The following is a 22,659-nucleotide window of genomic DNA, read 5'->3' as shown; positions in this document are numbered from 1 at the left end:
CGCCCTTGCTGCCGAAGTTCGAAGCGGGATCACGTTTGAAGAAGCAGCTTCGGCACCTTCACACGGCACTCTTTGTCTCGACATAAAGCGCGTAGAGCGAATGGCTGCTCGCCATATAGAGGCGATTGCCCTTCGGCCCGCCAAAGGCTAGGTTTGCGCAACGCTCGGGCAGGCGGATGAAACCGATAGGCTTACCCTCAGGGTTAAAGACCATCACGCCGTCGAGATCCTCTGATTTGCCCTTCAGCGTATAGGCCTTGCGTCCGGCGACTTGGGCCGGCTCTTCCTTGAGAGCGCCGTTGCTGCCATAGCCGCACCACAGATTGCCGTCATGGTCCACTTTGAACCCGTCGAGCGCACCGAAATCGGCGGCATCGATCAGTTTGATCTTGTTGGATGCAGCACCATCGACCGCTATGTCGTAGCTCCAGATGCTGCGGTTGGGCGTACCCTTCCACTCCACAATATAGAGCTTCTTTTCATCCGGCGAGAAGGCAAGCCCGTTCGGGTTCATGAGATCTGTAATGACGGCGGCAAGTTCGCCGTCGGTACCGATGCGATAGACATTCGTCGTCGCCTGTTCGGGCTTTTCGTGCTCACCTTCATAATTGCCGTTGATGCCGAAAAGCGGATCGGTGAACCAGATCGTCCCATCCGATTTGACGACCACGTCGTTAGGTGCATTGAGCCGCTTGCCCTCGAACTTGTCGGCCAGAACCGTGATGGCGCCGTCCTTCTCCGTACGCACGACGCGACGCGTGACCGAATGCTCGCAGGTGATCAGGCGCCCTTCCCTGTCGCGCGTATTGCCGTTGGCGAAATTGGCTGGAGAGCGGAAGACCGTGAAGGTGTCGTTCACCTCGTCATATTTCATGATCCGGTTGTTGGGAATGTCCGAAACAAGGAGATACCGTTCTTCCGGGAAATAGGCCGGCCCCTCGGCCCAGCGCATTCCCGTGGCGAGTTGCTCCACCGAGCTCGCATAAAGGCGATATTTGGCAAAGCTCGGATCCAGGATCTCGATTGCCGGATCCGGATAGCGTTGGTTCAGTGGGAAAGGGAAAGATTGTCCCCATGCCTTGCCGGCAGCAGCGGCGACAAGCCCCGCGCCACCAATGGACAGAATATTCCGACGTGTCATTCCCATGGCAATTCCTCCTCCAATTTTGCTTGTGTGAAAATTCCCATTGCCACCTGGCCCGTCAGTCCGGGACCAAATTTGCCGCGCCGGTTCAAAAGCGCGGCAGCTTTTGCGTGGCAATAAAAGTATCGAGCTGCTTCTGCTGCGCCGCAGTCAGCGGCCAGGCTGAAGGCGGACGCGCGTGGCCGCAATCGTGGCCAAGCGCTTTCAAGGCGGCCTTGACGCCCGTCACATTCGTGCCGTTCAGCTCTTCGGCGCGAATTTCTTCAAATACCTTCATGCCGGCGATCAGGGCGCCCGCAGCCTGGTAATCGCCGCGGGCGAGCGCCGCATGAATGGCGACGGAGCGCTCCGGCCAGACATTGATGAGGCCGGACGTGAACCCCCGCGCGCCGACGGCGTAGAGCGGCGGCGCCCAGGTTTCGGCAAGACCGCCGACCCAGATGATCGACGGATCGGTCGCGCCGATGGCTTCGGCCAGCTTGAGGACGTTAGGCGTCGCCCATTTGACGCCTGCAACACCTTCGATCGCACAGAGTTCGGCGATCGTCTTCGTTCCGATTGCATCGTTGCGCAAATAGAGCATCAATGGCAGGCCATCTGCTATGCCGGCGACACGGCGCACATATTCGACGAAGCCGCGCGGTGCGGAAAACGGATCGGGGGACTGATGCACCATCAAGGCGTCGGCGCCAGCCTTCTTCGAGACCTTTGCCAAATGACAGGCGTCATGGATGCTACGCCCAACGCCGCCCAAAAGCGGTATGCGGTGATTGATGTGCTCGGCGGCAGCATGGACCATCCGCTCGGCTTCATCCAGGGTCAGTGCGTAGAATTCGCCGGTATTGCCATTGGCCACCAGTATGTGAACGCCGGCTGCAATGGCGCGCTCGACGATCGGCCCTTGCAGTGCGGGTGCGATCTGGTCGTCATGGTCGTATGGCGTGACCAATATGCCGGAGATACCGGTAAGGGCTTCGGTGAGTTTCGTCATGGTGGTTATTCCCAATCGTTTCGGCTGATCAGCGGCCTTTGACGGCCCGCCATTTGGCGAAATCTTGCTTTGGTTCGTCGCTGGTGGCCGGATAAAGACCAATGATGCTGCGCCCCCTGGCCACTTCCTCCATGACGAAATCCTCATAGGCCGTCATTTCCACCGCTTCATCGGCGATCTCATCGGCCAAGTGAGCCGGCAGCACGATAACTCCCTCATCGTCACCCACGACGACATCGCCCGGAAAAACCGGAACATCGCCGCAGCCGATCGGAACATTGAGATCGATGGCCTGGTGCAGGGTAAGGTTGGTGGGTGCAGACGGGCGCGAATGATAGGCAGGGATCGCCATTTCGGCAATTTCGGGGCTATCGCGGAAACCGCCATCGGTCACGACGCCAGCGACGCCGCGCACCATCAGCCGTGTCACCAGAATGCCGCCCGCCGATGCCGCACGTGCATCCTTGCGGCTGTCCATCACCAGGACGGCACCAGCCGGGCATTGTTCGACGCCCGCGCGTTGCGGATGCTCCGGGTTGCGGAAGACTTCAAGCGTATTGAGGTCTTCACGGGCGGGGATGTAACGCAGTGTAAAAGCGGGACCGACCATGTTGCTTCCCTTCGGCTTCACCGGACGAACGTCCTGGATGAACTGGTTTCTAAGCCCGCGCTTGAACAGTGCGGTGCAAAGGGTGGCCGTCGAGACGGTCATCAGCTTGGCATGTGTATGGGGGTTCATTGATCGTGCTCCTGAACGTCTCAATAGATATCCGGTTCGCCTGCGGCGGGGCCGAAGGCGGCGGTGAGGAAATCGAAATCGCAGCCCTTGTCGGCCTGGGTGACATGACGGGCGAACATCCAGCCATAGCCGCGGCTGTAGGGCGCCTCCGGGGCGACCCATGCGGCGCGCCGCGCTTCAAGTTCGGCTTCGTCCACCAGCATGTCCAGCCGCCGGTTCGGAATGTCGAGCCGTACGATATCGCCGGTTCGCAACAAGGCGAGCGGGCCGCCTATATGCGATTCCGGCGCGACATGAAGAACGCAGGCGCCATAGGACGTGCCGGACATTCTTGCATCAGAGATCCGCAACATGTCGCGATGGCCTTGCCTGATCAGCGCCTTGGGGATAGGCAGCATGCCCCATTCGGGAAAGCCTGGACCGCCCAGCGGACCGGCGTTGCGCAGGACCAAGACATGGTCCGGCGTAACGTCGAGATTTTCGTCGTCGATGGCTGCCTTCATTTCGGGATAGCTGTCGAAAACCAGCGCCGGCCCTTCATGAAGCTGGAAGCGCTGATCACAGGCCGCCGGTTTGATCACGGCGCCATCGGGACATAGATTGCCGCGCAGCACCGCAAGCGAGCCCTCATGATAGACGGGATTGGAAAGGGGCCGGATCACGTCGTCATTGAAGACCTCCGCTCCCTCCAGCGTTTCACCCAGCGTCTTTCCCGTCACCGTGATCGCGCCAAGCTGGAGCCTGTCGCCAAGCTGCGCCATCAGCGCGCGCAAACCGCCGGCATAGTAAAAGTCCTCCATGAGATAGTCGGTACCGGAGGGGCGAACATTGGCAATAAGCGGCGTGACCCGACCCAGCGCATCGAGATCATCCAGATCGAGCGCCACCTTGCCGCGTCGCGCCATCGCCAGCAGATGCACCACCGCATTGGTCGAACAGCCTGTTGCCATGGCGACGATGGCCGCGTTGCGGATCGACGCATCGGTGACGATCTTGTCCGGCGTCAGATCCTCCCAAACCATCTCCACGACCCGCCGCCCGCAGGCAGCCGACATGCGGACGTGATTGGAATCGGCGGCGGGAATGGAGGAAGCGCCCGGCAGGCAAAGCCCCATCGCTTCGGCTATCGCCGTCATGGTCGAGGCTGTTCCCATAGTCATGCAGGTGCCGTAGGAACGCGCGATACCGCTCTCGATACCGTGCCACTGCTCGTCTGTGATGTTACCCGCGCGCCGTTCGTCCCAGTATTTCCAGGCGTCCGAACCGGACCCGAGGATTCTGCCGGCGTAATTGCCGCGCAACATGGGGCCGGCCGGCAGATAGATCATTGGCACACCAGCAGACAATGCACCCATCACCAGACCGGGCGTGCTCTTGTCGCATCCGCCCATCAGCACCACCCCGTCGAGCGGATGCGAGCGGATCTGTTCCTCGGTCTCCATCGCCAGCATGTTGCGATAGAGCATTGAAGTCGGCTTGGTGAAGCTTTCATCGACAGAAATGACCGGCAGTTCAAACGGAATGCCGCCCGCCTGCAACACGCCGCGCTTCACATCTTCGGCGCGGTGACGAAAATGCGCATGACAGGGATTGAGTTCCGACCAGGTGTTGAGCACACCGATAAACGGTTTCCCCTCCCAGTCCTGCGATCCCAGTCCCATCTGCATCAGGCGCGAGCGATGACCAAAGCTGCGCAAATCATCAGGAGCAAACCAGCGTGCGCTTCGCAGATCACGAGGGCTCTTCCCCTGTGTTTTAGCCATCCCAGTCAGCCTCCCAATTCCCTTGAAACCCAGGTCTTCTCTCTGGCGTTGGAATGTGTATGCGCATTCATAATGAAGATCAACCCATCTCATTAAGGTGAATTATCCCCAGATCTTCGATATTATCTTTGGAAATCGGTTATTTCGTCGCCTTGACAGGGGTTGGTACGACGTGCGAGAGGAAATGAATGCGCATTCATTATATGTCGCTTGGTATTCCGGCTTCTGGAATGCGCTCGACATGGTTATCGTTTCTAACGACCGGGAGGAGCCCGGCCATGATCGTTAAAATGGGCCAAGAGGGGCCTTTATCCTGGGAGGGAAAAATGACCAGATTGATCACCAAGCTCGGCTTCGCCACCGGCCTCGCATTTGTGACGGCTGCCAGCAGTCTGGCGCAGGAATTGCCGAAAAATCTTCGCGTTGTCATCGGCTCGACCTCGACTGGCGGCGATACCTATCAGGCGGCTTCCTTTGTTGCCGACGCCATGTCCAAGCATTTCAACATCAATGCCAAGGTGGACGCTGTCGGCCCCACCGAGGCGTTCAAGGCTATTGCCCGCGACCGGCGCGGCACGACGATCATGATCCATCACGACCAGTCCTATCTGGGGCACCTTTATGGCGTGAAAGGCTACGAGGATATCTTCGCGACGTATAAAATCGGCCCTACACTCACGATCAATCCCGGCAATGCCTATCTCGTGCCGAAGAAGTCGCCTTATAAGTCAGTGGTCGAAGTGATCGATGCCGCGGCGAACGGCACGCGCGTTCGCGTCGCCATCCAGCCGGGTGGTGTGTCGGAGATTGGATTTTCGGCATTGAAGAACGCGGCCAAAATCAAGAAGCCCGGCAGCGAAGAGAATATCGTCCCCGTCAACACCGGCTCTCAGTCCGACAAGGACCAGCTTCTGTTCGACGGTCAGGTGGATGTCATCAATGGTTCGGTTCAATCGAATGAGCAATATACCCGCCTGCCCGAGAACGACCAGAAAGCCATGCGCTTTATCTGGCTGACGGCGGCGCAGGAAACCCTGGAACAGGTGAATGAGAAGGGCCTGGGTGAAACCAGCCGCGAATCCCTCATGCAATATGCCACCCCCAAAGCCAGTGTGACACTGGATGGCGAGAAGGACTTCACCTTCGACAAGGATTTCTTCATTCTCTACAACAAGGATATCGACCCGGCCATTGTCGCCGCAATCGACGCCGGACTGAAGGAAATCTATGCCAAGGGCGCGATCGATAAGACGATGAAAGATGCTTTCTTCGTGCCGCATTTCCTGCCGTCCATGGAAGCGACAGCCTATCTCGAAAAAAAGCGGGGCGACTACAACAAGGTGATCGAAGCCATTCGCCAGTAGGATTGCGCGGACGCCGGCTCGCTGCCGGCGTCCAAGATCTACATCTTGTGCCGCCACAGGCGGATTCACGTAGTTTTCGGCAGAGATCCCATGAATATGGCGTCATTTCCCAAGGTATCCATCGATTTCGCGTCATCGCATCTGGTTTTCCCGATGCTGGTGTCGGTTCTTCTTGGCCTCCTGCTTGTGGCAATCCTTGTAACGCGCTGGCGGACGATATGGGGCGCCTTCACCACGGGACCCTACTGGCCCGCCGGCATTGATCATCGGCGCTTCTTTGGAACGATCGTGCTGACTGTGCTCTATTTCCTGGCAATGCCGCAGATCGGGGATTTCTTCCCCAATGAAGGCTATGGCTTCCTGATTGCCTCGATCCCGTTCCTGTTCCTGATCTCGTTGCTTTACCTGCATCAGCGCACCCGCAGGCAGATCGTCATAGCCGCGATCAATGCCGTGCTTGCACCGACGGTGGTTTGGTACCTGCTTTCCACCGCCTTCAGCCTGACCCTGCCTTAAAGCGCTTCCATTTTCCTGGATGTGCCCCTGAGATCGCATCGGATAAACGCCATGGATTTCCTTCCGCAAATAACGCCGCTCTTCCTGACCCTCATCCTTTGCGGCACCGTGATCGGGATCATTTTCGGCGCGATACCCGGCATGACCGCAACGATGGCTGTCGCGGTCTGCCTGCCGTTGACCTATTCGCTGGGGCTGGAGAACGGGCTTGCCCTGCTCCTCAGCCTCTATGTCGGGGGTATTTCAGGCGGCCTTGTGCCGGCGATTCTGCTTAATATTCCGGGAACCCCTGCCTCCATCGCGACCACCTTTGACGGTTATCCAATGACCCAGCGCGGTGAGGGGGAATCGGCTCTCAAAATTGGAATCTATGCGTCGCTGTTCGGCGGCCTGTTCAGTTTGGCAGTGCTTTATCTCTTCGCACCGGCTCTGGCGGATTTCGCCATCCAGTTCTCCTATGTCGAGAAGTTCCTGATTATCTTTCTCGCGCTCACCGTCATGGCGGCGCTAAGCAGCAGCATGTTGATCGGTATCTTCAGCGGCGTGCTCGGCATCCTGGTCAGCCTGATCGGCGCCTATGACGTCTCCGACGGAGGCAATGGCGAGTACCGGCTGATGTTCGATTTCATGGAGCCTTATCTGAGCAGCGGCTTTTCATTGCTGCCGGTACTGATCGGCGTCTTCGGCCTCTCCAGCATTCTCATTGAAGCCGCCGCCGGCGTGCCTGAAAGCACGAGTGCGGCAAAAGTTGCGCTTGGCCAGGGCAAGAAATTTCGCCTGTCAATCTTCCGCGGCGAATGGATCAATCTTTTCCGTTCCGCATCGATCGGAACCTTTGTTGGCCTGCTACCTGGCGTGGGCGGCAGTGCCGCCTCGATCATGTCCTACAGCCAGGCCAAGACATTTTCCAAGAACCCGAAGACGTTCGGCAGGGGCAATCCCGCGGGCGTAATTGCCTCGGAAGCCTCCAACAACGGGCTCACCGGCGGTGCGCTGATCCCGCTGCTTTCTCTGGGCATTCCCGGAGACGCCACGACCGCGATCCTGATCGGCGCCTTCACGCTGCAAGGTCTTCAAGTCGGGCCGCTCTTCATTGGCGGCAATCCCGAGATCTGGAAATCCATGATCGTGGCCATGCTCATCGCCAATGTCTGCATGTTCGCGGTGATGTATTTCGCAATTCGTCATATTGCCAGAATCGTCATGGTACCCAAATACATATTGCTGCCGGTCATCTTGATGATGTGCGTTGTCGGCGCCTATACGACCAATTACGGCATCATGTTCGATGTATGGACCTTGCTGATTTTCGGCCTGTTCGGATATTTGGCGCATCTCATAAGGCTTGAAATCGCGCCGTTCATCATCGGCTTTATCCTGGGGCCTTCGGCGGAAATCTATTTCGTGAAAAGCTTGGAATCCTTCGGGACATTTACGATCTTCTTCACCAAGAGCTGGATCGCCATGGTCCTTTGGATACTGATCGCAATTTCGATCGGCCTGTCCATCTGGATGTCCACAAGCGCGGCGCGGCATCGTGACGAAACATGAAATAAAATCCCGGAATCACTGCCTATTGCGGGCGGTTGGCAGTTCATGCCAGAGTTGGCCGGGCCAGCACAATTTGCTGACGGCATTCCCTATCACATGTTGGAAGTAGACCGCAGTGCGACGACCACCGCAGCAGCAATCCGGAGCTTCCGCCACCGGCATCCAGAAATCAGGTCCCGTCACCATGGAGATGGTCGCGCGGCTTGCCGGCGTCTCGCAGGTCAGCGTTTCTCGTGCGCTGAACCATCCAGACAAGGTCGCGCCCGATACGCTGGCGCGCATTCAAGAGGCGATAAGGGTAACCGGCTATGTGCATAATCTCGTGGCGGGGGCACTGGCATCCAGGCGTAGCGGGATCATTGCCGCCCTCATCCCGTCGATCACCAATCTGACCTATAGCAGTTTTCTGCGCCCCTTCATCGAGGCGACACGACGCGCAGGCTATCAAGTCATCCTGGCTGAAACCGGCTTCTCACCGGACGATGAGCAAGCCATGGTCCAAAGCCTGCTCAGCCGGCAGCCGGAGGGCATGCTTTTGACCGGTGTCCACCATTCTGCTGAATGTCGCCGCATGCTGCTTGGCAGCGGACTGCCCGTTGTCGAAGTCTGGGATGAATCCGAAACGCCGATCGACATATGTGTCGGCTTTTCCCATTGGGAGGCAGGCCGGGCAGCGGCGCGCTATGCGCAAAAGAAAGGTTACGCCCATGCCGCGGCAATCACCGCAGGTGATCCACGCGCAGTCAGGCGAAAGGACGCCTTTGCCCAGGAGCTCGTGTCACTCGGCTATCCAAGCCCGCCGGTCATCCGCTTTGAAACCCCGGCATCCATCGCCAACGGGCGTGACGGGCTGAAGCAATTACTGGAGCGGGGCTTCACCAAAGGCATCATATCGTGTAGCTCCGATCTTCTCGCCCATGGAGTGTTGATCGAAGCGCAGGCGCGCGGCCTGAAAATTCCCGGCGAAATCGCTGTCATCGGCTTCAGCGACCAGGATTTTGCCGCTCATACCTTGCCCGCGCTTTCGACGATCAGGGTCGACCGCTTGTTGCTTGGCCGCAAGGCTGCCGACGCCCTGCTCGCCCGTATTGCGGGGGAAAACGCAGAGACACGGCGCGTCGATGTCGGATTCGAAATCATCGAACGCGAAAGCGCCTGACATATCTGCGTCGGGAAGGCAGCGTGACCGCCAAGATCAGCTTGGGATTGTCCGTGCAGCTCGAAACACTGGAAGGCGCCAAGGCATCGCGTTGGAAACTGTCGGTCACTTCCACGGTTTGATAAGGGCATATCCGACATTTGCGAAGCAGCCTTGCATGCGTCGGGGTGGATGATTTACTCAAGGATCGCGGTAGGGCGCCGGTCAGCGGGCGGATTCATTAAAAATATTTAATAAGTTAATTCATTTTGTGTTCACATTGCAGGCTAAATATTACTCGCACACCGTTTGACGGTGCGCTTGAATGAATAATGGAGCCATCAAGATATGAAAACACTACCAGTATATATCGCCCTAGCTACATCAATTGTTCTGGCATATCCCTCATTTGCTCAAGATGAGAATGGGACGAATTCCAACAGTCATCCTGTCGATATCTCCGATTCATCCCATAAGAACTTGGAAAAGGAGCCAATTGATCTTGTACAATTCTCAAAGACCGCTGAACTGAAAGCGGCCGACACGAATGGCGACGGAACGCTTTCCCATGAAGAACTGGAAGCGCTGGCCATGAAGCGAATGGCATCGCGTGCCGCTGATCGCTTGCAGCGGCGGCTTGACGTCAATGGCGACGGCAAGGTGACCCTTGAAGAGGTTGAGAAGCAGCGCGGAAAGGAATTCGCCGCTCTCGATCGCAACGACGACGGAAAGCTCGATCGCAAGGAATTGCGCGCCGGCAAACGCTTCCGTCACGATGGCCACCATGGCAAACACGCCATGAAGTCAATGCATCGCTCGCAGTAAGCGGCAAAAAGCCCGGGCTGCGTGCCCGGGCTCTTATTTCCCCCTCGATATGCGTCGCCGCACGATTCAGCCCTTCGCGACGGTATATGCGCCCATGACGCCGTGAGTTGCCGGCTGACAACCCCGCCGTTCTCTTCGGCCCGAGGCGATGCGTTTCATGATCAATTACAACCTGCTGCAATATCAGGCCCATCTCGCCGAACGCTGGCTGTATCCAACATTGATTCCATCTCGACATTTCTCTTGGGAGATAGCCTCAATGTGACGACCATAATCCCACCGGCGACGAGATTTGCGCAAACGCTGGCCAGGATCGGCAGCATGTAGCTCTGGTACATATCGAAGACGAATCCAGCAGCGGTGGGGCCAATCAGGGTACCAACCGCCACGCTGGTATAGAGCACGCCGATAATGCCGCTGACATGGCGACCGCCGAACTCGTCCATGACGAGCGCCGGCAGCAAAGCAACCCATCCACCATAGAACACGCCATAGACGAGGGCGAAGGCGGCGAGCCCAAAAAATCCAGTAGAAATTGACCAGAAGGCCGTGGCGAACGCCATGCCGAAGAACATCAGCATCAGTGAGCGGCCGCGCCCCATCCGATCAGCCAGCCCGCCAAGGAGAAAGCGCCCGGCGGTGCTCCCGATGCCAATGGCTCCGAGAAGCAGTACGGCTGAAGACTGCCCGACGCCGTGGTCCAGCGCATAGGGCACGAGATGAACGAAAGGGATGAACACGCCAAGAGCACAAAGCAGACATGCGGCATAAAGACCAATGAAGCTGCGAGATCTGATCGCTTCCTTGACTGAAGTTCCCGTCAAAACCGTCGATAAGGCATCCTCCCGTAGAATCGCACCATCCGGTTTTAAACCGCAAACCTGTGGATCGCCGTGGAGCAGTGCCGCCATGGCTGCACCCAGCACGATGACGAAGCCGCCCAAAATGACGTAGGCGCAACGCCACCCGAAAGCCTCGATCAGAAGAGAGGCAAGCGGCGGCATGACGAGGGTCCCGACCCCGATGCCGCTCACTGCGAGACCGGAGGCTAAACCACGCCGTTTGACGAACCAACGCTGGACCGCGCCAAGGGCCGGCACGTAGGAGCAGCCGATGCCAAGACCGACACCGAGCCCGTAGGCTGCGTAGACTTCCTCAAGGCTGCGGGCGAGACCCGCCAGGATGAGGCCGAGCCCCATTAGGATCATACCAATGAGAATGAGCGGGCGGCAGCCCCAACGATCGGCAAGCGGTCCGCTGATTGCCCCAAGACCGAAATAGAGTCCTCCGGCCAGCGAGAAGACCATGGAGACCGAGCCGCGTGAGGCCGAAAACGCCTGCTGCAGGGGATCGACGAATGCGCTGAACGTATAGGCGCTCCCGAAGCCGAGACATGTGATGATGAAAGCTGCCGCCACGACGATCCAGCCATAGAAGATCCGTGGCCGTGGACATGGTCGATTGCTGTCCATGCGTTCACACCGGCGGCCGGCGGCGATGCCAGGATGTGATAGTCTGGAACGCGGCCCCGGCACGAACCAGCATCGCCTCGCCGCAATGCGTCGCGACGAGCTGAAACCCGATGGGCATGCCGGCCTCGCTAAAGCCGCCCGGCAGGCAGAGCGTCGGATGGCCGGTCATATTGAACGGACAGGTATATCGCTGAAGCCCGGCGATCAGGTCAGGCTGTTCTCCCAGCGTGCGGATCGTGGCGAGTGTGAGCGGCGCAAACGGCTGCACCGGGACCAGCAGCAAATCGATCCTGCCAAAGAGCGCACCGACACGACCGCCCAATTCGCGACGTCGGAGCAGAATCTTTTGGTAGTCGGTACCCGATAGGGCCCGCCCGGCCTCGATGACCGAGGCAAGAACAGGACCGTATTCATCCTTGCGTGCGGGATAAGTCGCTTCATGGGCAACAGCCGCCTCAACGGCGCAGTTGGGCCCCCAATCGGCGATTGCCTGGCTGACATCGGGAAATCTGATATCGACGATCTCAGCGCCAAGCGAGCGGAATGTCTCAATCGCCAGTTCCAGGACGGATCGGGTGACATTATCCACCCCATCACTGTTCCATGCAGCATCAATGCCGATGCGCAACGCTTGCATGCCCTGTCCCGCGGCAGCCAAGTAGTCTGGCACAGAACCGGGCAGAGCGGTCGGATCCTTGGGGTCGCTTCCGGCGATCGCGCCCAGCAGCACCGCGATATCAGCCACACTGCGGGCCATCGGGCCGACGTGATCGAGCGACGCGGCGAGCTCGAATATGCCGTGGCGGCTGATACGTCCCCAGGTCGGCTTCAGCCCCGTCACGCCGTTGGCCGCGGACGGCCAGCGGATCGAACCCCCTGTATCGGAGGCAATCGAGCCATAACATAGGCCTGCCGCCACCGCCACGCCCGGACCGCTCGACGATATGCCGGTCCAGTAATCGCCATTCCAGGGATTTTTCGGCGGCGCAATAGCGGGATGATGATCGGAATAGGCGCCTTCTGTCAGTTGCAGCTTGCCCACAATGATCGCACCCGCGTCCTGGAGGCGGCGTACCACCGTCGCGTCCTCCGACGGACGAAAGTCCCGGTGGACCGCCATGCCGGCCGCGGTCGGATAGTTTCTGGTCCAGCACAAATCCTTCACCGCGACCGGAACACCGTGCAGCGGTCCACGGTACCGGCCTGCCGCAATCTCGATTTCCGCTGCCTCGGCCTGCGCCATGGCTGCCTCCCCCATAACCGAAGCGTAGCTGCGGAGCGTATGATCCAATGCGGCGATACGCTCGAGTTGTGCGCCCGTCACCGCCACCGGAGAAAGCGCGCGTTGCCGGATTTGCTCTGCCACTTCCGTGAGCTCGAGATAATGGAGCTCGCTCGTTTGGGCATCCATCGATAATCCTCTCTATCCTTTGCAAGAGACCGACGCATCCATTTGCATTCGCCTCACATGTACTAATCCGAATTTTCACGGGCGTGCAGACTTGCACAACCCTGTGATCCGCGTATCATTCACTTGGTTTAACCCCGCCGCAAACGAGATTTTCTCCACCAACTGATATAGATTATCTAATCCATGAATCAGAAGCTGCCGCCCCTCAACGCCCTTCGCGCCTTCGAAGCCACGGCACGGCATCTCTCCGTAAAGATTGCGGCAGAAGAGCTGTGTGTTACGCCAGGTGCAGTCAGCCAGATGATCAAGGCGCTTGAACTCAATCTCGGCGCCCGGCTGTTTCACCGGATGCACCGTGGTCTATCCCTGACCGAGGCCGGGCAAAATTACCTGCCGCCGGTTCGCAACGCCTTTCGGCAGATCGCCGAAGCGACAAGACGTATCGAGACTGTCACCGATACGGGGCTGTTGACAGTGAGCATCACGCCGTTTTTCGCAGCCGCATGGCTCGTGCCGCGTCTCAACGCGTTCCAGGCCGCCTATCCCGACATCGATCTCCAGATCGTGACGAGCAACGCCCTGGTGGATTTTTCCCGGGAGACCGTCGACATCGCGGTTCGCCACGGACTTGGGCGTTATCCTGGTCTGTGCAGCGACCGTGTTGTCGCCGTGGAGATCGTGCCTGTTGCGGCACCAGCCCTCACAGCGCAATTGGGCATTCCAGGCAGTCCCGCTGAACTGACACACTGGCCGCATGTCCACGACACCGAACGCAAGGGCTGGCATCTCTGGTTCGCCGCCCAGGAGATCGCCGTCATCGGGTCGCCGCGCGGACCTTCCTTTGATGATTCGGGCTTGCTGTTGAAAGCGGTCCTGGCGGGTCAGGGTGCTGGTCTGCTGCCCGCTGCCATGGTAGCATCCGAACTGGCGGAGGGACGGCTTGTCAAGCTCGCTGATGTCCTGATGCTGGAGGACTTTGCCTATTATCTCGTCTATCCCGAACGATTTCGTGATCGACCCAAAATCACGGCCTTTCGTCAGTGGATCCTCAATGAAGCGGGAGCCGATCAAGGCGATGGAATGGTTGATGAAACCGCCGTTCGCCACAGGCTCTAGCCGCTAGAGAACCCGCGCGCGACGAATCCCTGCACGGGGCATCCGCGCCCGTCCACTATTGCCGCTGCCCCGGCGACAGCCGGTCATAATTTGGGTTGATCACGGCTATGTTGCTCGCCTATGTTATTGATGATGCGCGGGCATTCCTGCGGGCAATTTCGAAAAGGATGGTCTTTGGTTTATCCGGCGATTGCGAACAGACCGATATGGTGACGTATATGCCGGCCGGAAGCTTCGAACCTCGTCGGCCACTAATGATCTGTAGCGCAACCGGGACAGGTGCGGTGGAGGATTTGCCTTGCCGCGGACCGGTCCCAATGATGACGGCGGGGCTCTCTCAGCCCTGTCCACTGATCCCATTTACCAAAGCCGACGTGGCCGCTTGCGGGCTCCGAAGGCGGCAACCGCCAGAGAGGGCCGGCAATGATTCAGCGCTTCGATGATGCTCGCGTCCTCATGTATAGCCACGACACATTCGGACTGGGCCATCTGCGCCGCTGCCGTACGATCGCCCATTCGCTTGTCGAGGACTTCCGCGGGCTACAGGTTCTCATCATTTCGGGCGCCACCATCGCCGGCGCCTTCGACTACCGGTCGCGCGTCGATTTCGTCAAAACACCCAGTGTGATCAAGCTTCGGAATGGCGAATACACCTCAATGGAACGCCATATCGACCTCAATGAAACCTTGAGGATGCGCCAGGACATCATCCGCCGCACTGCCGAGACCTTCCAGCCGGACATTTTCATTGTGGACAAGGAGCCGCTCGGCCTGCGCGGCGAGATCGAGGACACGCTGTCCTATCTGAAGGCACGCGGCACAACGCTTGTGCTCGGCCTGCGCGAGGTGATGGATGCGCCAGACCTCCTGGAGGCGGAGTGGCAGAAGAACGATGTCATGCGCAAGATCGGCCTGTTCTACGACATGATCTGGACTTATGGTCCGCCTGATTTCTACGATCCGCTGGTCGGTCTGGACGTGCCGCCGGCCATCCGGGCCAGGATGAAATTCGTCGGTTTCCTGCAGCGGCGGCTGTCGCAGGGGCAGCCCGGCCACAAGCCGGAAGGCGACTATATTCTCGTCACCACTGGCGGCGGAGGCGACGGCGCCGATCTCGTCCACGATGTGATCCATGCCTATCAGCAGGATCCGACACTCCGGCATGACGCCCTGATCGTGCTCGGCCCCTATATGCCTGCCCGCAAAAGGCAGAAGCTGATCGCCAAGAGCGCCGGCATACCCTTCATCAAGATGATCGAGTTCGACAACCGGATGGAGGAACTGATCGCCGGTGCCCGTGCGGTCGTGGCGATGGGCGGCTACAACACCTATTGCGAGATCCTGTCCTTCGACAAGCCGGCGCTGATCGTGCCCCGGGTCCGGCCGCGCCAGGAGCAGCTGATACGGGCAGGCCGCGCAGCAGAGCTCGGCCTGGTGCAGATGCTATTGCCCGAGGAGGCCGAGGACGCACCGCGTTTCGCCGCCGCACTGAAAGCATTGCCGGACCGCCCCCGCCCCTCGCAAAGCGCGCCCGATCTCCGTCTCGAAGGGCTTGTCCATATCTCCGAGATCGTTGGGGAATGGCTCGAAGAGAGATCGACGAGCCACCTCGCCCTTGTTGAGGGCAGGAACTAAATTTGATGCACTCCCGGAAGATCGTGGTGGTCGTGAAAGGATATCCGCGCCTGTCGGAAACCTTCATCGCACAAGAACTCCTCGGCCTGGAGCGCGCCGGGATCGAGCTGGTGATCGTTGCGCTGAGGCGGCCCACCGACGGCAAGCGTCATCCGGTGCATGACGAGATAAAGGCGTGCGTGCATTACCTGCCTGAATATCTGCATGAGGAGCCGCTGAGGCTCGTTCGGTCGGCACTCACCTGCTTTCCACGGGCAGGCTTCCGGCGCGCGCTTGGCGCCTTTGTTCGCGATCTGCGCCGCGACCCGACCCGCAACCGCATTCGCCGCTTCGGCCAGGCGCTCGTTTTAGCGGCGGAATGGCCTGAAAGGGCCGGCTGGCTGCACGCCCATTTCGCTCATACACCAGCCTCCGTTACGCGCTACACAAGCCTCCTGCGCGGCCTGCCATGGACATGTTCGGCCCATGCCAAGGACATCTGGACCTCCGAGGACTGGGATCTGGCGGACAAGCTTTCCTCCGCCCGCTGGATGGTCACCTGCACGAAGGCCGGGTTCACGCATCTCAAAAGCCTGGCGAGCGGCAGTTCTCGCGTGCATCTGAGCTATCACGGGCTCGATCTTGCCCGCTTTGGACGTTTCGAGGGAGACCGTCCGCCCCATGACGGCTCATCGCGCGTCGAACCTGTCGATATTCTCAGTGTCGGACGGGCCGTGGAGAAAAAAGGGTATGACACACTTTTGCAGGCGCTCGCCCTCCTGCCGCGTGATCTGGCGTGGCGCTTCGTACATGCCGGCGGTGGCGATCAGCTCGACCGGCTGAAGGCGCTGGCGGAAAAGCTCGGCATTGCGCCCCGCATCTCCTGGAAAGGGGCGCTTGCGCAGGAGGACGTGCTTCGGCTTTATCGGGACGCGGACATATTTGCCCTCGCCTGCCGCATCGCCGCCGATGGCGACAGGGACGGCCTGCCCAACGTACTGGTGGAAGCCGCGAGCCAGCGGCTGATCTGCGTTTCGACCAATGTTTCAGGCGTTCCCGAACTGCTGACGGACGGCGAAACCGGTTTGCTCGTCCCGCCGGACGATCCCGCGGCCCTGGCGCGGGCATTGGAGCGGACAATCCGCCATCCGGCCCTTCGAACACGCCTCGGCGATGCGGCGGAGCGGCACGTTCGCACGCGTTTCGACCACAGGTCGAGCATCGGCCAGTTGAAATCCCTCTTCGAACAGGAGTGGCAGGCCACGATATGACACGCCCCCGTGTGTTCCTCTACGTCCAGCACCTGCTCGGCATCGGGCATCTTGCCCGCGCCAGCCATATTGCCACGGCGCTCGCCGCCGAAGGCTTCGACGTCACCGTTGTCATGGGAGGCGCGCCCGTCGCAGGCTTTCCCGGCCCCGGCATCCGGACCGTGCAGCTGCCCCCCGCCGTCACCTCCGATCACGGCTTTTCCGGGCTGGCGGATCTGGAGGGAAAGCCTGTCGATGACGCCTTCAAGGCACGACGCCGCCAGATGCTGCTGGAGGCCTGCGACCGTTGCGGACCGGACATCGTCATCCTGGAGGCCTTTCCCTTCGGCCGCCGCCAGATGCGCTTTGAGCTTCTTCCCCTGCTCGACGCCATCGATACTATGACGCCGAAGCCGTTCGTCGTGGCATCCATCCGCGACATCCTTCAAGAGCGGATCAAGCCGGGCCGCAGCGAGGAGACGGTCGAGCTCATCAACCGATATTTCGATCTGGTGATGGTCCATGGTGACCCGGCCTTTGCGAGCCTCGGCCAGACATTTCCCCTGGCCCATGCGTTCGAGACCAAGATCGCCTATACCGGCCTCGTGGCCGCACCGCCGCCATCGCCCGCTTCGCAGCGTTTCGACGTTCTGGTTTCCGTCGGAGGCGGCGCCGCCGGCAGGACTCTCGTCAATTCCGCGGTCGGGGCTGCACGCAAGGGCCCGGCAGAGCGGAAATGGTGCCTGATATCGGGTCCCAATTTTCCCACGGACGCCCTCCAGGCAATCCAGCATGATGCGCCGCCAAATCTCTCCGTCTTCAGGTTTCGCGAGGATTTCGCCAGCCTCTTGACCGGCGCACGTCTTTCCGTCTCGCAAGCCGGCTACAATACCGTTTGCGATGTCTTGCGCGCCGGATGCCGTTGCCTGCTCGTTCCATTCGCGTCAGGCGGTGAAACGGAACAGACCTCCCGCGCTTCAGGCCTTGAAAGGCTCGGTCTTGCAACCGTGCTGAGCGAGGAAGATCTGAGCGAAACCGCCCTGGCGGCGGCGATCGAACATGCCTTCGCAAGGCCGGAACCACAGGCCCATTCTCTTGATCTCGACGGCGCGCAAGGCACGGCACGAATCTTGCACGGGCTTTTGGGCGTCAAACAGTCCCAATCAGCATGAAGCGGGTGTAGTTCTTCGTCGGCAGTTCACCGGAAAACCGTATTTGCCGCAACGCCGCCATCGCCTCGAAAGCTTTAAGCGATGCCACGCAATTGATATGGGTCGGCTCGCTGAAATAGTCGTTCGACTGCAGAAGAACCAATGTACCCTCAGGCAGCATATCGAGCCAGTCCCGCACATCCGCGATGTGTTCGCAGCTCGAATTGACCACGAGATCGGGCTTTGCCGCCGCATAGTCGAGCGCGTACATGTCGCTGGTCAAGGCCCGGAAGCGCCCTGCTGCCGACCGGTTCAACGTTTGCGCGATCGCTGCCACATGCGGGTCGATATCGATGCTTTCAATCATATCTATATCGAAGCGTGCATCGTCGAAAAGCATCGCCGGCAGCACGCCGTACCATCCCCCCAACACCCATATCCGCTTGAAACGGCCGCCGCATCTTTCGAAAAGCTTGTCCCGCGCCCACATCTTGCAAGCGACCTGCTTGTGATTGAAGGCATTGGCGATATCGGCCTTCGGATAGCCGGCGACAACGCGCGCCAGTCCATCGATCAGAGGGCTGGCCGTATAGGCGGCAATCCCTCTCGTTAGGTCGTAGGCGTGTTCACGCCAATCCTCTGTGTGCCTGTGTGTCCGGGTGGTAGCATCCATCATATGCCTGTTGTATGTTGTGGTTTCGTGAGAGACAATAAAATCCCGACTTCGAAAGTAAATTTCATCGCATGAATTTAGAGACATATGAAGCTTCTGCGCCGCTGGCCGATGGGCGGGATCTGCCGCATCTCTCGGGACCGGCTGCGTTCATCCGCCAGGTTCTCGCAGCCCATTTCGTGCGCGACTGCCCGCATATCGTCGAGATCGGCGGTCATATCCGGCCGGTCACCGAATTTCTGACGCACCGACCGCTTTCCGTTCTTTCCGTCGATCCGAAAACGCCGGCCTTTGAGACGGAAGAGCTGAACGGCCATCCCTGCCGGGTGCGTCACCTCGATCAGAAATTCCAGGAGGTCGATTACAACTATGCCCGGGGTAGTTACGGGCTGGTGCTGCTCGGATATTCGCTGAAGCCCTTCGGCAGCCGTGAACCGCTTGGCCAATTGCTTTTCTCGTTGGTCGACAATGCCTGCGTGGTGGTGATCGAATATCCGCCTGAGCTCGACCGGGCATCCTCGCAGGTTCCCGCCATCATCAGCCGACCGACGGTGAAGATCCATTGCAGCGTTGAATTGACGCTTGACGACGAGGCGATCGCCGGATCGCCTTTCGCCAAAAGGCGCTTTTACGTTCTGCATCCGTCCACCGACTAGCGGCGATCGCGAATGGAACAAAGCCTCGCCCGCTATATCTGGAGCCACACCAGGAGGCAGCAGCTCTGGATTCTGGTGATCGTCGCCTTCTCGATGATTCCCTATTTCATGTCGTTCGACCTGCCCAAGCTGATCGTCAACGGACCAATCCAGGGCGAAGGCTTTGAAACACCGGGTGCCACCCAGTCCTTCATGGCGCTCAGTCCGGACCTGCCCTTCATCGGAAAGGTCAGTCTCTTCTCCGGCTTCCAGCTCGACCGCGAGGGCATGCTGATTGCCCTCAGTATGGTGTTCCTGCTGCTGGTCATCATCAATGGTCTGTTCAAATTCTATATCAACACCTACAAGGGCCGCCTCGGCGAACGGATGCTGCGTCGTATCCGCTTCGAGCTCGTCGACCGCGTCCTGCGATTTCCGCCGCAATATTTCAAGCGGGTGAAATCCGCCGAAGTTGCCAGCCTCGTCAAGGATGAGGTGGAGCCGCTCGGTGGCTTTATCGGGGACGCATTCGTGCAGCCCGCGCTGCTCGGCGGTCAGGCGCTCACCGCCATGCTTTTCATCGTGATGCAGAATTTCTGGCTGGGGATGATGGCCGCGATCATCGTGGGCATCCAGATCGTGCTCATCCCGCAAATGCGCAAAAGGCTGTTACGGCTCGGCCGTGAACGCCAGATCACGGCGCGCGCGCTGTCCGGTCGCGTCGGCGAGATTGTCGATGGTATCGGCGCCGTCCATGTTCACGACACCTCCAATTACGAACGTGCCGACATCGCCGCAAGGCTCGGCCGGATCTTCAAGATCCGCTACGATCTCTACCAATGGAAGTTTCTGGTGAAATTTCTCAACAATCTCCTCGCCCAGATAACACCTTTCCTGTTTTATCTGATCGGCGGCTATCTGGCTCTCCAGGGGCGATTGGATGTCGGCCAGCTCGTGGCCGTCATCACCGCCTACAAGGACCTACCGGGACCATTGAAAGAGTTGATCGACTGGGATCAGACGCGCCAGGACGTGCAGGTCAAATATGCACAGGTGGTCGAGCAATTCAGCACCGAGAACCTGGTGGCGCCCGAAATCCAGGCGATCCGGCTTGAACCGGTCGGCGCGCTGACCGGCCCGCTTGCCGCCGTCAACCTCTCTGTTGCCGATGATGGAGGCGCGACACTCGTCGAACGGGTCTCCTTCCAGATCAATTTGGGTGAAATCGTCGCGATTGTCAGTACCACGGCGGGGGGCGCGGAAGCTGTGGCGGAAGCCATCGCCCGCCTGAACAGGCCAAAAAGCGGCAAGGTGACTGCCGGCGAGACCGACCTGCTCGAATTGCCGGAAGCGGTGACGGGACGGCGGATGGCCTATGCGTCATCGGATGTCTTTCTCTTTCAAGGCAGTCTGCGCGATAATCTTCTCTATGGGCTGAAACATGCCCCGCTGAGACCGGCTACCTATGAAGGGCCTGAGGCCGACCACCGCCGCTGGAGCATCGACGAGGCGCGCAAAGCCGGTAATCCGGATTTCGACCTGGACAGCGACTGGATTGATTACGACGCGGCCGGTGCTGCCGGACCGCAGGATCTTTTTGCCGCGATCCGCAATGTTCTCGATGCAGTTCTCCTGTCGCAGGACATACTGGATCTCGGCTTGCGGTCTCCGGTCAATCCCATGCGGCACGAGGCGCTCATCGGGCGAATTGTGGAATTGCGAAGCGCGTTGCGCACGCGGCTGGAAGCGGAAGGCCTGAGCGCACTGGTGGTGCCTTTCGAACCCGACGTCTACAACAGAGAAGCGACTGTCGGGGAGAACCTGCTCTTCGGCGTGGCTGTCGGCCCGGCCCTCGCCCACAGGGCGCTGGCTGCCGATCCCTATTTTTCCTCGGTCCTCAGCCAAGCCGGACTGGACAGAGCGCTCTATGAAATGGGCCTGGAAATAGCGGAACAGGCGATCGAACTCTTTGCCGATCTGCCGCCAGGACATCCCTTCTTCCAGCAGCTCGCTTTCATGACGCCAGAGGAAATACCCGCCTACGAAACCTTGCTGCAAAAGCTCAAGAATAGGTCGTATGAAACTGTCTCGGCAGCCGACCGCGCCATGATCGTGGCGCTGAGCTTCGCCTATATCGAGCCGCGCCATCGCTTCGGCCTTTTGAGTGACGATCTGATGAAGAGGGTCATCGGGGCACGCAACCGGTTCTACCAGGGACTGCCGCCAGAGCTGAACGATCAGATCGAGCGTTACAATCCGATGGCCTGCATCACGGCGGCCAGCATCATGGACAACGTGCTGTTTGGACGCATCAGCCACAGCCATCCCGAAGGACCGGAACGCATCCGCTCGATCGTCAACGAAATTCTCGAAGAGCTCGGCCTTTATGCCGACGTTCTGGACGTCGGACTCGATTTCAATGTCGGCGCAGGCGGAAGGCGCCTCACTGGCGGGCAGCGGCAAAAAGTTGATATCGCCAGGGCATTGCTCAAACGGGCCGATTTCATCGTTCTCAACCGCCCGCTTGCTGCTCTTGATCAGCGCGCGCAGGGTCGAATCCTGCACAATGTGCTGGAGGCGGCCAAACGCGATGGCTGCTCGCCCGCCATCATCTGGGTCCTGGCAAATCCTGCCATGGCGGCGATGTTCGATCGCGTCATCGTGTTCAAGGATGGCCAACTGGTCGAAGACGGAACGCACGAGACGCTACTGGCGAGAAATGGTATCTTCAAGGAGTTGCTGTCCTAGAGCACGGTGCCAAAAACGTGATCCGGATTTCGGGTGACATCATGCTCTTATTCAGCCGTTCTGGCAGAGGAATTCGGGAAGGTTTACAAAGTGCTTCTCAAGGATGAAGTCGGAATGCTGCAACGGATTCCCCTGTTCCGGGGCGTTGAGCCGGCAAAGCTCAAGCTTCTCGCTTTCACGTCCGATCGCGTCAGCTACGGCGCGGGCCAGGTCCTTTTCAGGCAGGGCGACGAAGGCGACGCCGCCTATGTCATATTATCGGGCACGGCGGATATTCTCGTCGATTCGGATCAAGGCCAGATCAAAATTGCCGAGGCGGAGCCCAATTCCATCATCGGCGAGATCGCCATTTTGTGTAATGTCTCGCGTACGGCAACCGTAAGGGCGAACGGCCCACTCGAAACCTTGCGAATCCGCAAGGATCATTTCCTGCGCCTTCTCAGGGAATTCCCGGAGATAACCATCGAAATACTGCGTGTTCTGGCGGACCGGCTCAGCCGCACGACGGCGGAACTCATCGACGCGCGAAGCACCAAAAGCTAGGCGACACCTCTTTTA

General features: G+C 59.4%; 19 protein-coding genes. 12 read left to right on the top strand and 7 right to left on the bottom strand.

From position 1 onward, the window contains the following. Positions 1-58 precede the first annotated feature (58 nt). From DUT91_RS17350 to araD, 4 genes are all read right to left on the bottom strand, one after another. Positions 59-1,147, bottom strand: coding sequence for an SMP-30/gluconolactonase/LRE family protein (locus DUT91_RS17350; RefSeq protein WP_114441764.1), 1,089 nt, complete (start codon positions 1,145-1,147; stop codon positions 59-61). 85 nt (positions 1,148-1,232) lie between these two features. After that, on the bottom strand, positions 1,233-2,135 hold the full coding sequence (locus tag DUT91_RS17345) for a dihydrodipicolinate synthase family protein (RefSeq protein WP_114441763.1): 903 nt from the start codon (positions 2,133-2,135) through the stop codon (positions 1,233-1,235). A gap of 28 nt (positions 2,136-2,163) precedes the next feature. Continuing rightward, positions 2,164-2,874 carry a ribonuclease activity regulator RraA gene (locus DUT91_RS17340; RefSeq protein WP_114441762.1) on the bottom strand — a complete coding sequence of 237 codons (711 nt, stop codon included), beginning with the start codon at positions 2,872-2,874 and terminating at the stop codon, positions 2,164-2,166. A 20-nt stretch (positions 2,875-2,894) separates the two neighbouring features. Continuing rightward, positions 2,895-4,637 (bottom strand): L-arabinonate dehydratase, encoded by a 1,743-nt coding sequence (araD, locus tag DUT91_RS17335; RefSeq protein ID WP_114441761.1) that lies wholly within the window; start codon positions 4,635-4,637, stop codon positions 2,895-2,897. 326 nt (positions 4,638-4,963) lie between these two features. On the opposite strand from araD, the gene DUT91_RS17330 reads away from it, so the two are divergent. The 5 genes from DUT91_RS17330 to DUT91_RS17310 all read left to right on the top strand — a co-directional run bounded on the left by DUT91_RS17330 (position 4,964) and on the right by DUT91_RS17310 (position 10,031). Further along, positions 4,964-6,001 carry a type 2 periplasmic-binding domain-containing protein gene (locus DUT91_RS17330; RefSeq protein WP_114441760.1) on the top strand — a complete coding sequence of 346 codons (1,038 nt, stop codon included), beginning with the start codon at positions 4,964-4,966 and terminating at the stop codon, positions 5,999-6,001. A gap of 90 nt (positions 6,002-6,091) precedes the next feature. Continuing rightward, positions 6,092-6,517: a tripartite tricarboxylate transporter TctB family protein gene (locus DUT91_RS17325; RefSeq protein WP_114441759.1), complete on the top strand. Its 426-nt coding sequence runs from the start codon at positions 6,092-6,094 to the stop codon at positions 6,515-6,517. Positions 6,518-6,568: 51 nt separating this feature from the next. Then, complete coding sequence (locus DUT91_RS17320) at positions 6,569-8,068, top strand: tripartite tricarboxylate transporter permease (RefSeq protein ID WP_114441758.1); 1,500 nt, start codon at positions 6,569-6,571, stop codon at positions 8,066-8,068. Between the two features lie 115 nt (positions 8,069-8,183). Beyond that, a complete protein-coding gene (locus tag DUT91_RS17315; RefSeq protein WP_245419774.1) occupies positions 8,184-9,227 on the top strand; it encodes a LacI family DNA-binding transcriptional regulator in 1,044 nt (347 codons plus the stop codon). A 327-nt stretch (positions 9,228-9,554) separates the two neighbouring features. Then, complete coding sequence (locus DUT91_RS17310; protein WP_114441756.1) at positions 9,555-10,031, top strand: EF-hand domain-containing protein; 477 nt, start codon at positions 9,555-9,557, stop codon at positions 10,029-10,031. A 161-nt stretch (positions 10,032-10,192) separates the two neighbouring features. Here the strand turns inward: DUT91_RS17310 and DUT91_RS17305 are convergent, their stop codons facing one another. Next, positions 10,193-11,503 (bottom strand): MCT family MFS transporter, encoded by a 1,311-nt coding sequence (locus DUT91_RS17305; protein ID WP_114441755.1) that lies wholly within the window; start codon positions 11,501-11,503, stop codon positions 10,193-10,195. A 4-nt stretch (positions 11,504-11,507) separates the two neighbouring features. Next, positions 11,508-12,914 carry an amidase gene (locus DUT91_RS17300; protein ID WP_114441754.1) on the bottom strand — a complete coding sequence of 469 codons (1,407 nt, stop codon included), beginning with the start codon at positions 12,912-12,914 and terminating at the stop codon, positions 11,508-11,510. A 183-nt stretch (positions 12,915-13,097) separates the two neighbouring features. Between DUT91_RS17300 and gcvA the strand changes: the two genes are divergently transcribed. From gcvA to DUT91_RS17280, 4 genes are all read left to right on the top strand, one after another. Further along, positions 13,098-14,030: a transcriptional regulator GcvA gene (gene gcvA, locus DUT91_RS17295; protein WP_114441753.1), complete on the top strand. Its 933-nt coding sequence runs from the start codon at positions 13,098-13,100 to the stop codon at positions 14,028-14,030. 423 nt (positions 14,031-14,453) lie between these two features. Beyond that, positions 14,454-15,665 (top strand): glycosyltransferase family protein, encoded by a 1,212-nt coding sequence (locus DUT91_RS17290; protein WP_114441752.1) that lies wholly within the window; start codon positions 14,454-14,456, stop codon positions 15,663-15,665. 5 nt (positions 15,666-15,670) lie between these two features. Beyond that, positions 15,671-16,915 carry a glycosyltransferase family 4 protein gene (locus DUT91_RS17285; protein WP_114441867.1) on the top strand — a complete coding sequence of 415 codons (1,245 nt, stop codon included), beginning with the start codon at positions 15,671-15,673 and terminating at the stop codon, positions 16,913-16,915. Next, positions 16,912-18,066: a glycosyltransferase family protein gene (locus DUT91_RS17280; RefSeq protein ID WP_114441751.1), complete on the top strand. Its 1,155-nt coding sequence runs from the start codon at positions 16,912-16,914 to the stop codon at positions 18,064-18,066. Before DUT91_RS17285 ends, DUT91_RS17280 begins: the two co-directional genes overlap by 4 nt. On the opposite strand, the gene DUT91_RS17275 is transcribed toward DUT91_RS17280, so the two are convergent. Further along, positions 18,044-18,718, bottom strand: a complete 675-nt coding sequence (locus tag DUT91_RS17275; RefSeq protein WP_425373812.1) for a class I SAM-dependent methyltransferase — start codon at positions 18,716-18,718, stop codon at positions 18,044-18,046. The genes DUT91_RS17280 and DUT91_RS17275 overlap by 23 nt on opposite strands. 71 nt (positions 18,719-18,789) lie before the next feature. Between DUT91_RS17275 and DUT91_RS17270 the strand changes: the two genes are divergently transcribed. From DUT91_RS17270 to DUT91_RS17260, 3 genes are all read left to right on the top strand, one after another. After that, a complete protein-coding gene (locus tag DUT91_RS17270) occupies positions 18,790-19,374 on the top strand; it encodes a hypothetical protein (RefSeq protein WP_114441749.1) in 585 nt (194 codons plus the stop codon). 12 nt (positions 19,375-19,386) lie between these two features. Further along, on the top strand, positions 19,387-22,101 hold the full coding sequence (locus tag DUT91_RS17265) for an ABC transporter ATP-binding protein (protein WP_114441748.1): 2,715 nt from the start codon (positions 19,387-19,389) through the stop codon (positions 22,099-22,101). A 90-nt stretch (positions 22,102-22,191) separates the two neighbouring features. Beyond that, complete coding sequence (locus DUT91_RS17260; RefSeq protein WP_114441747.1) at positions 22,192-22,644, top strand: cyclic nucleotide-binding domain-containing protein; 453 nt, start codon at positions 22,192-22,194, stop codon at positions 22,642-22,644. Positions 22,645-22,659: the final 15 nt, after the last annotated feature.

Origin of the sequence: Paramesorhizobium salinisoli (assembly GCF_003335045.1) — a bacterium.
Classification (GTDB): domain Bacteria; phylum Pseudomonadota; class Alphaproteobacteria; order Rhizobiales; family Rhizobiaceae; genus Paramesorhizobium; species Paramesorhizobium salinisoli.
This window is presented reverse-complemented; position numbering and strand designations above follow the sequence as displayed.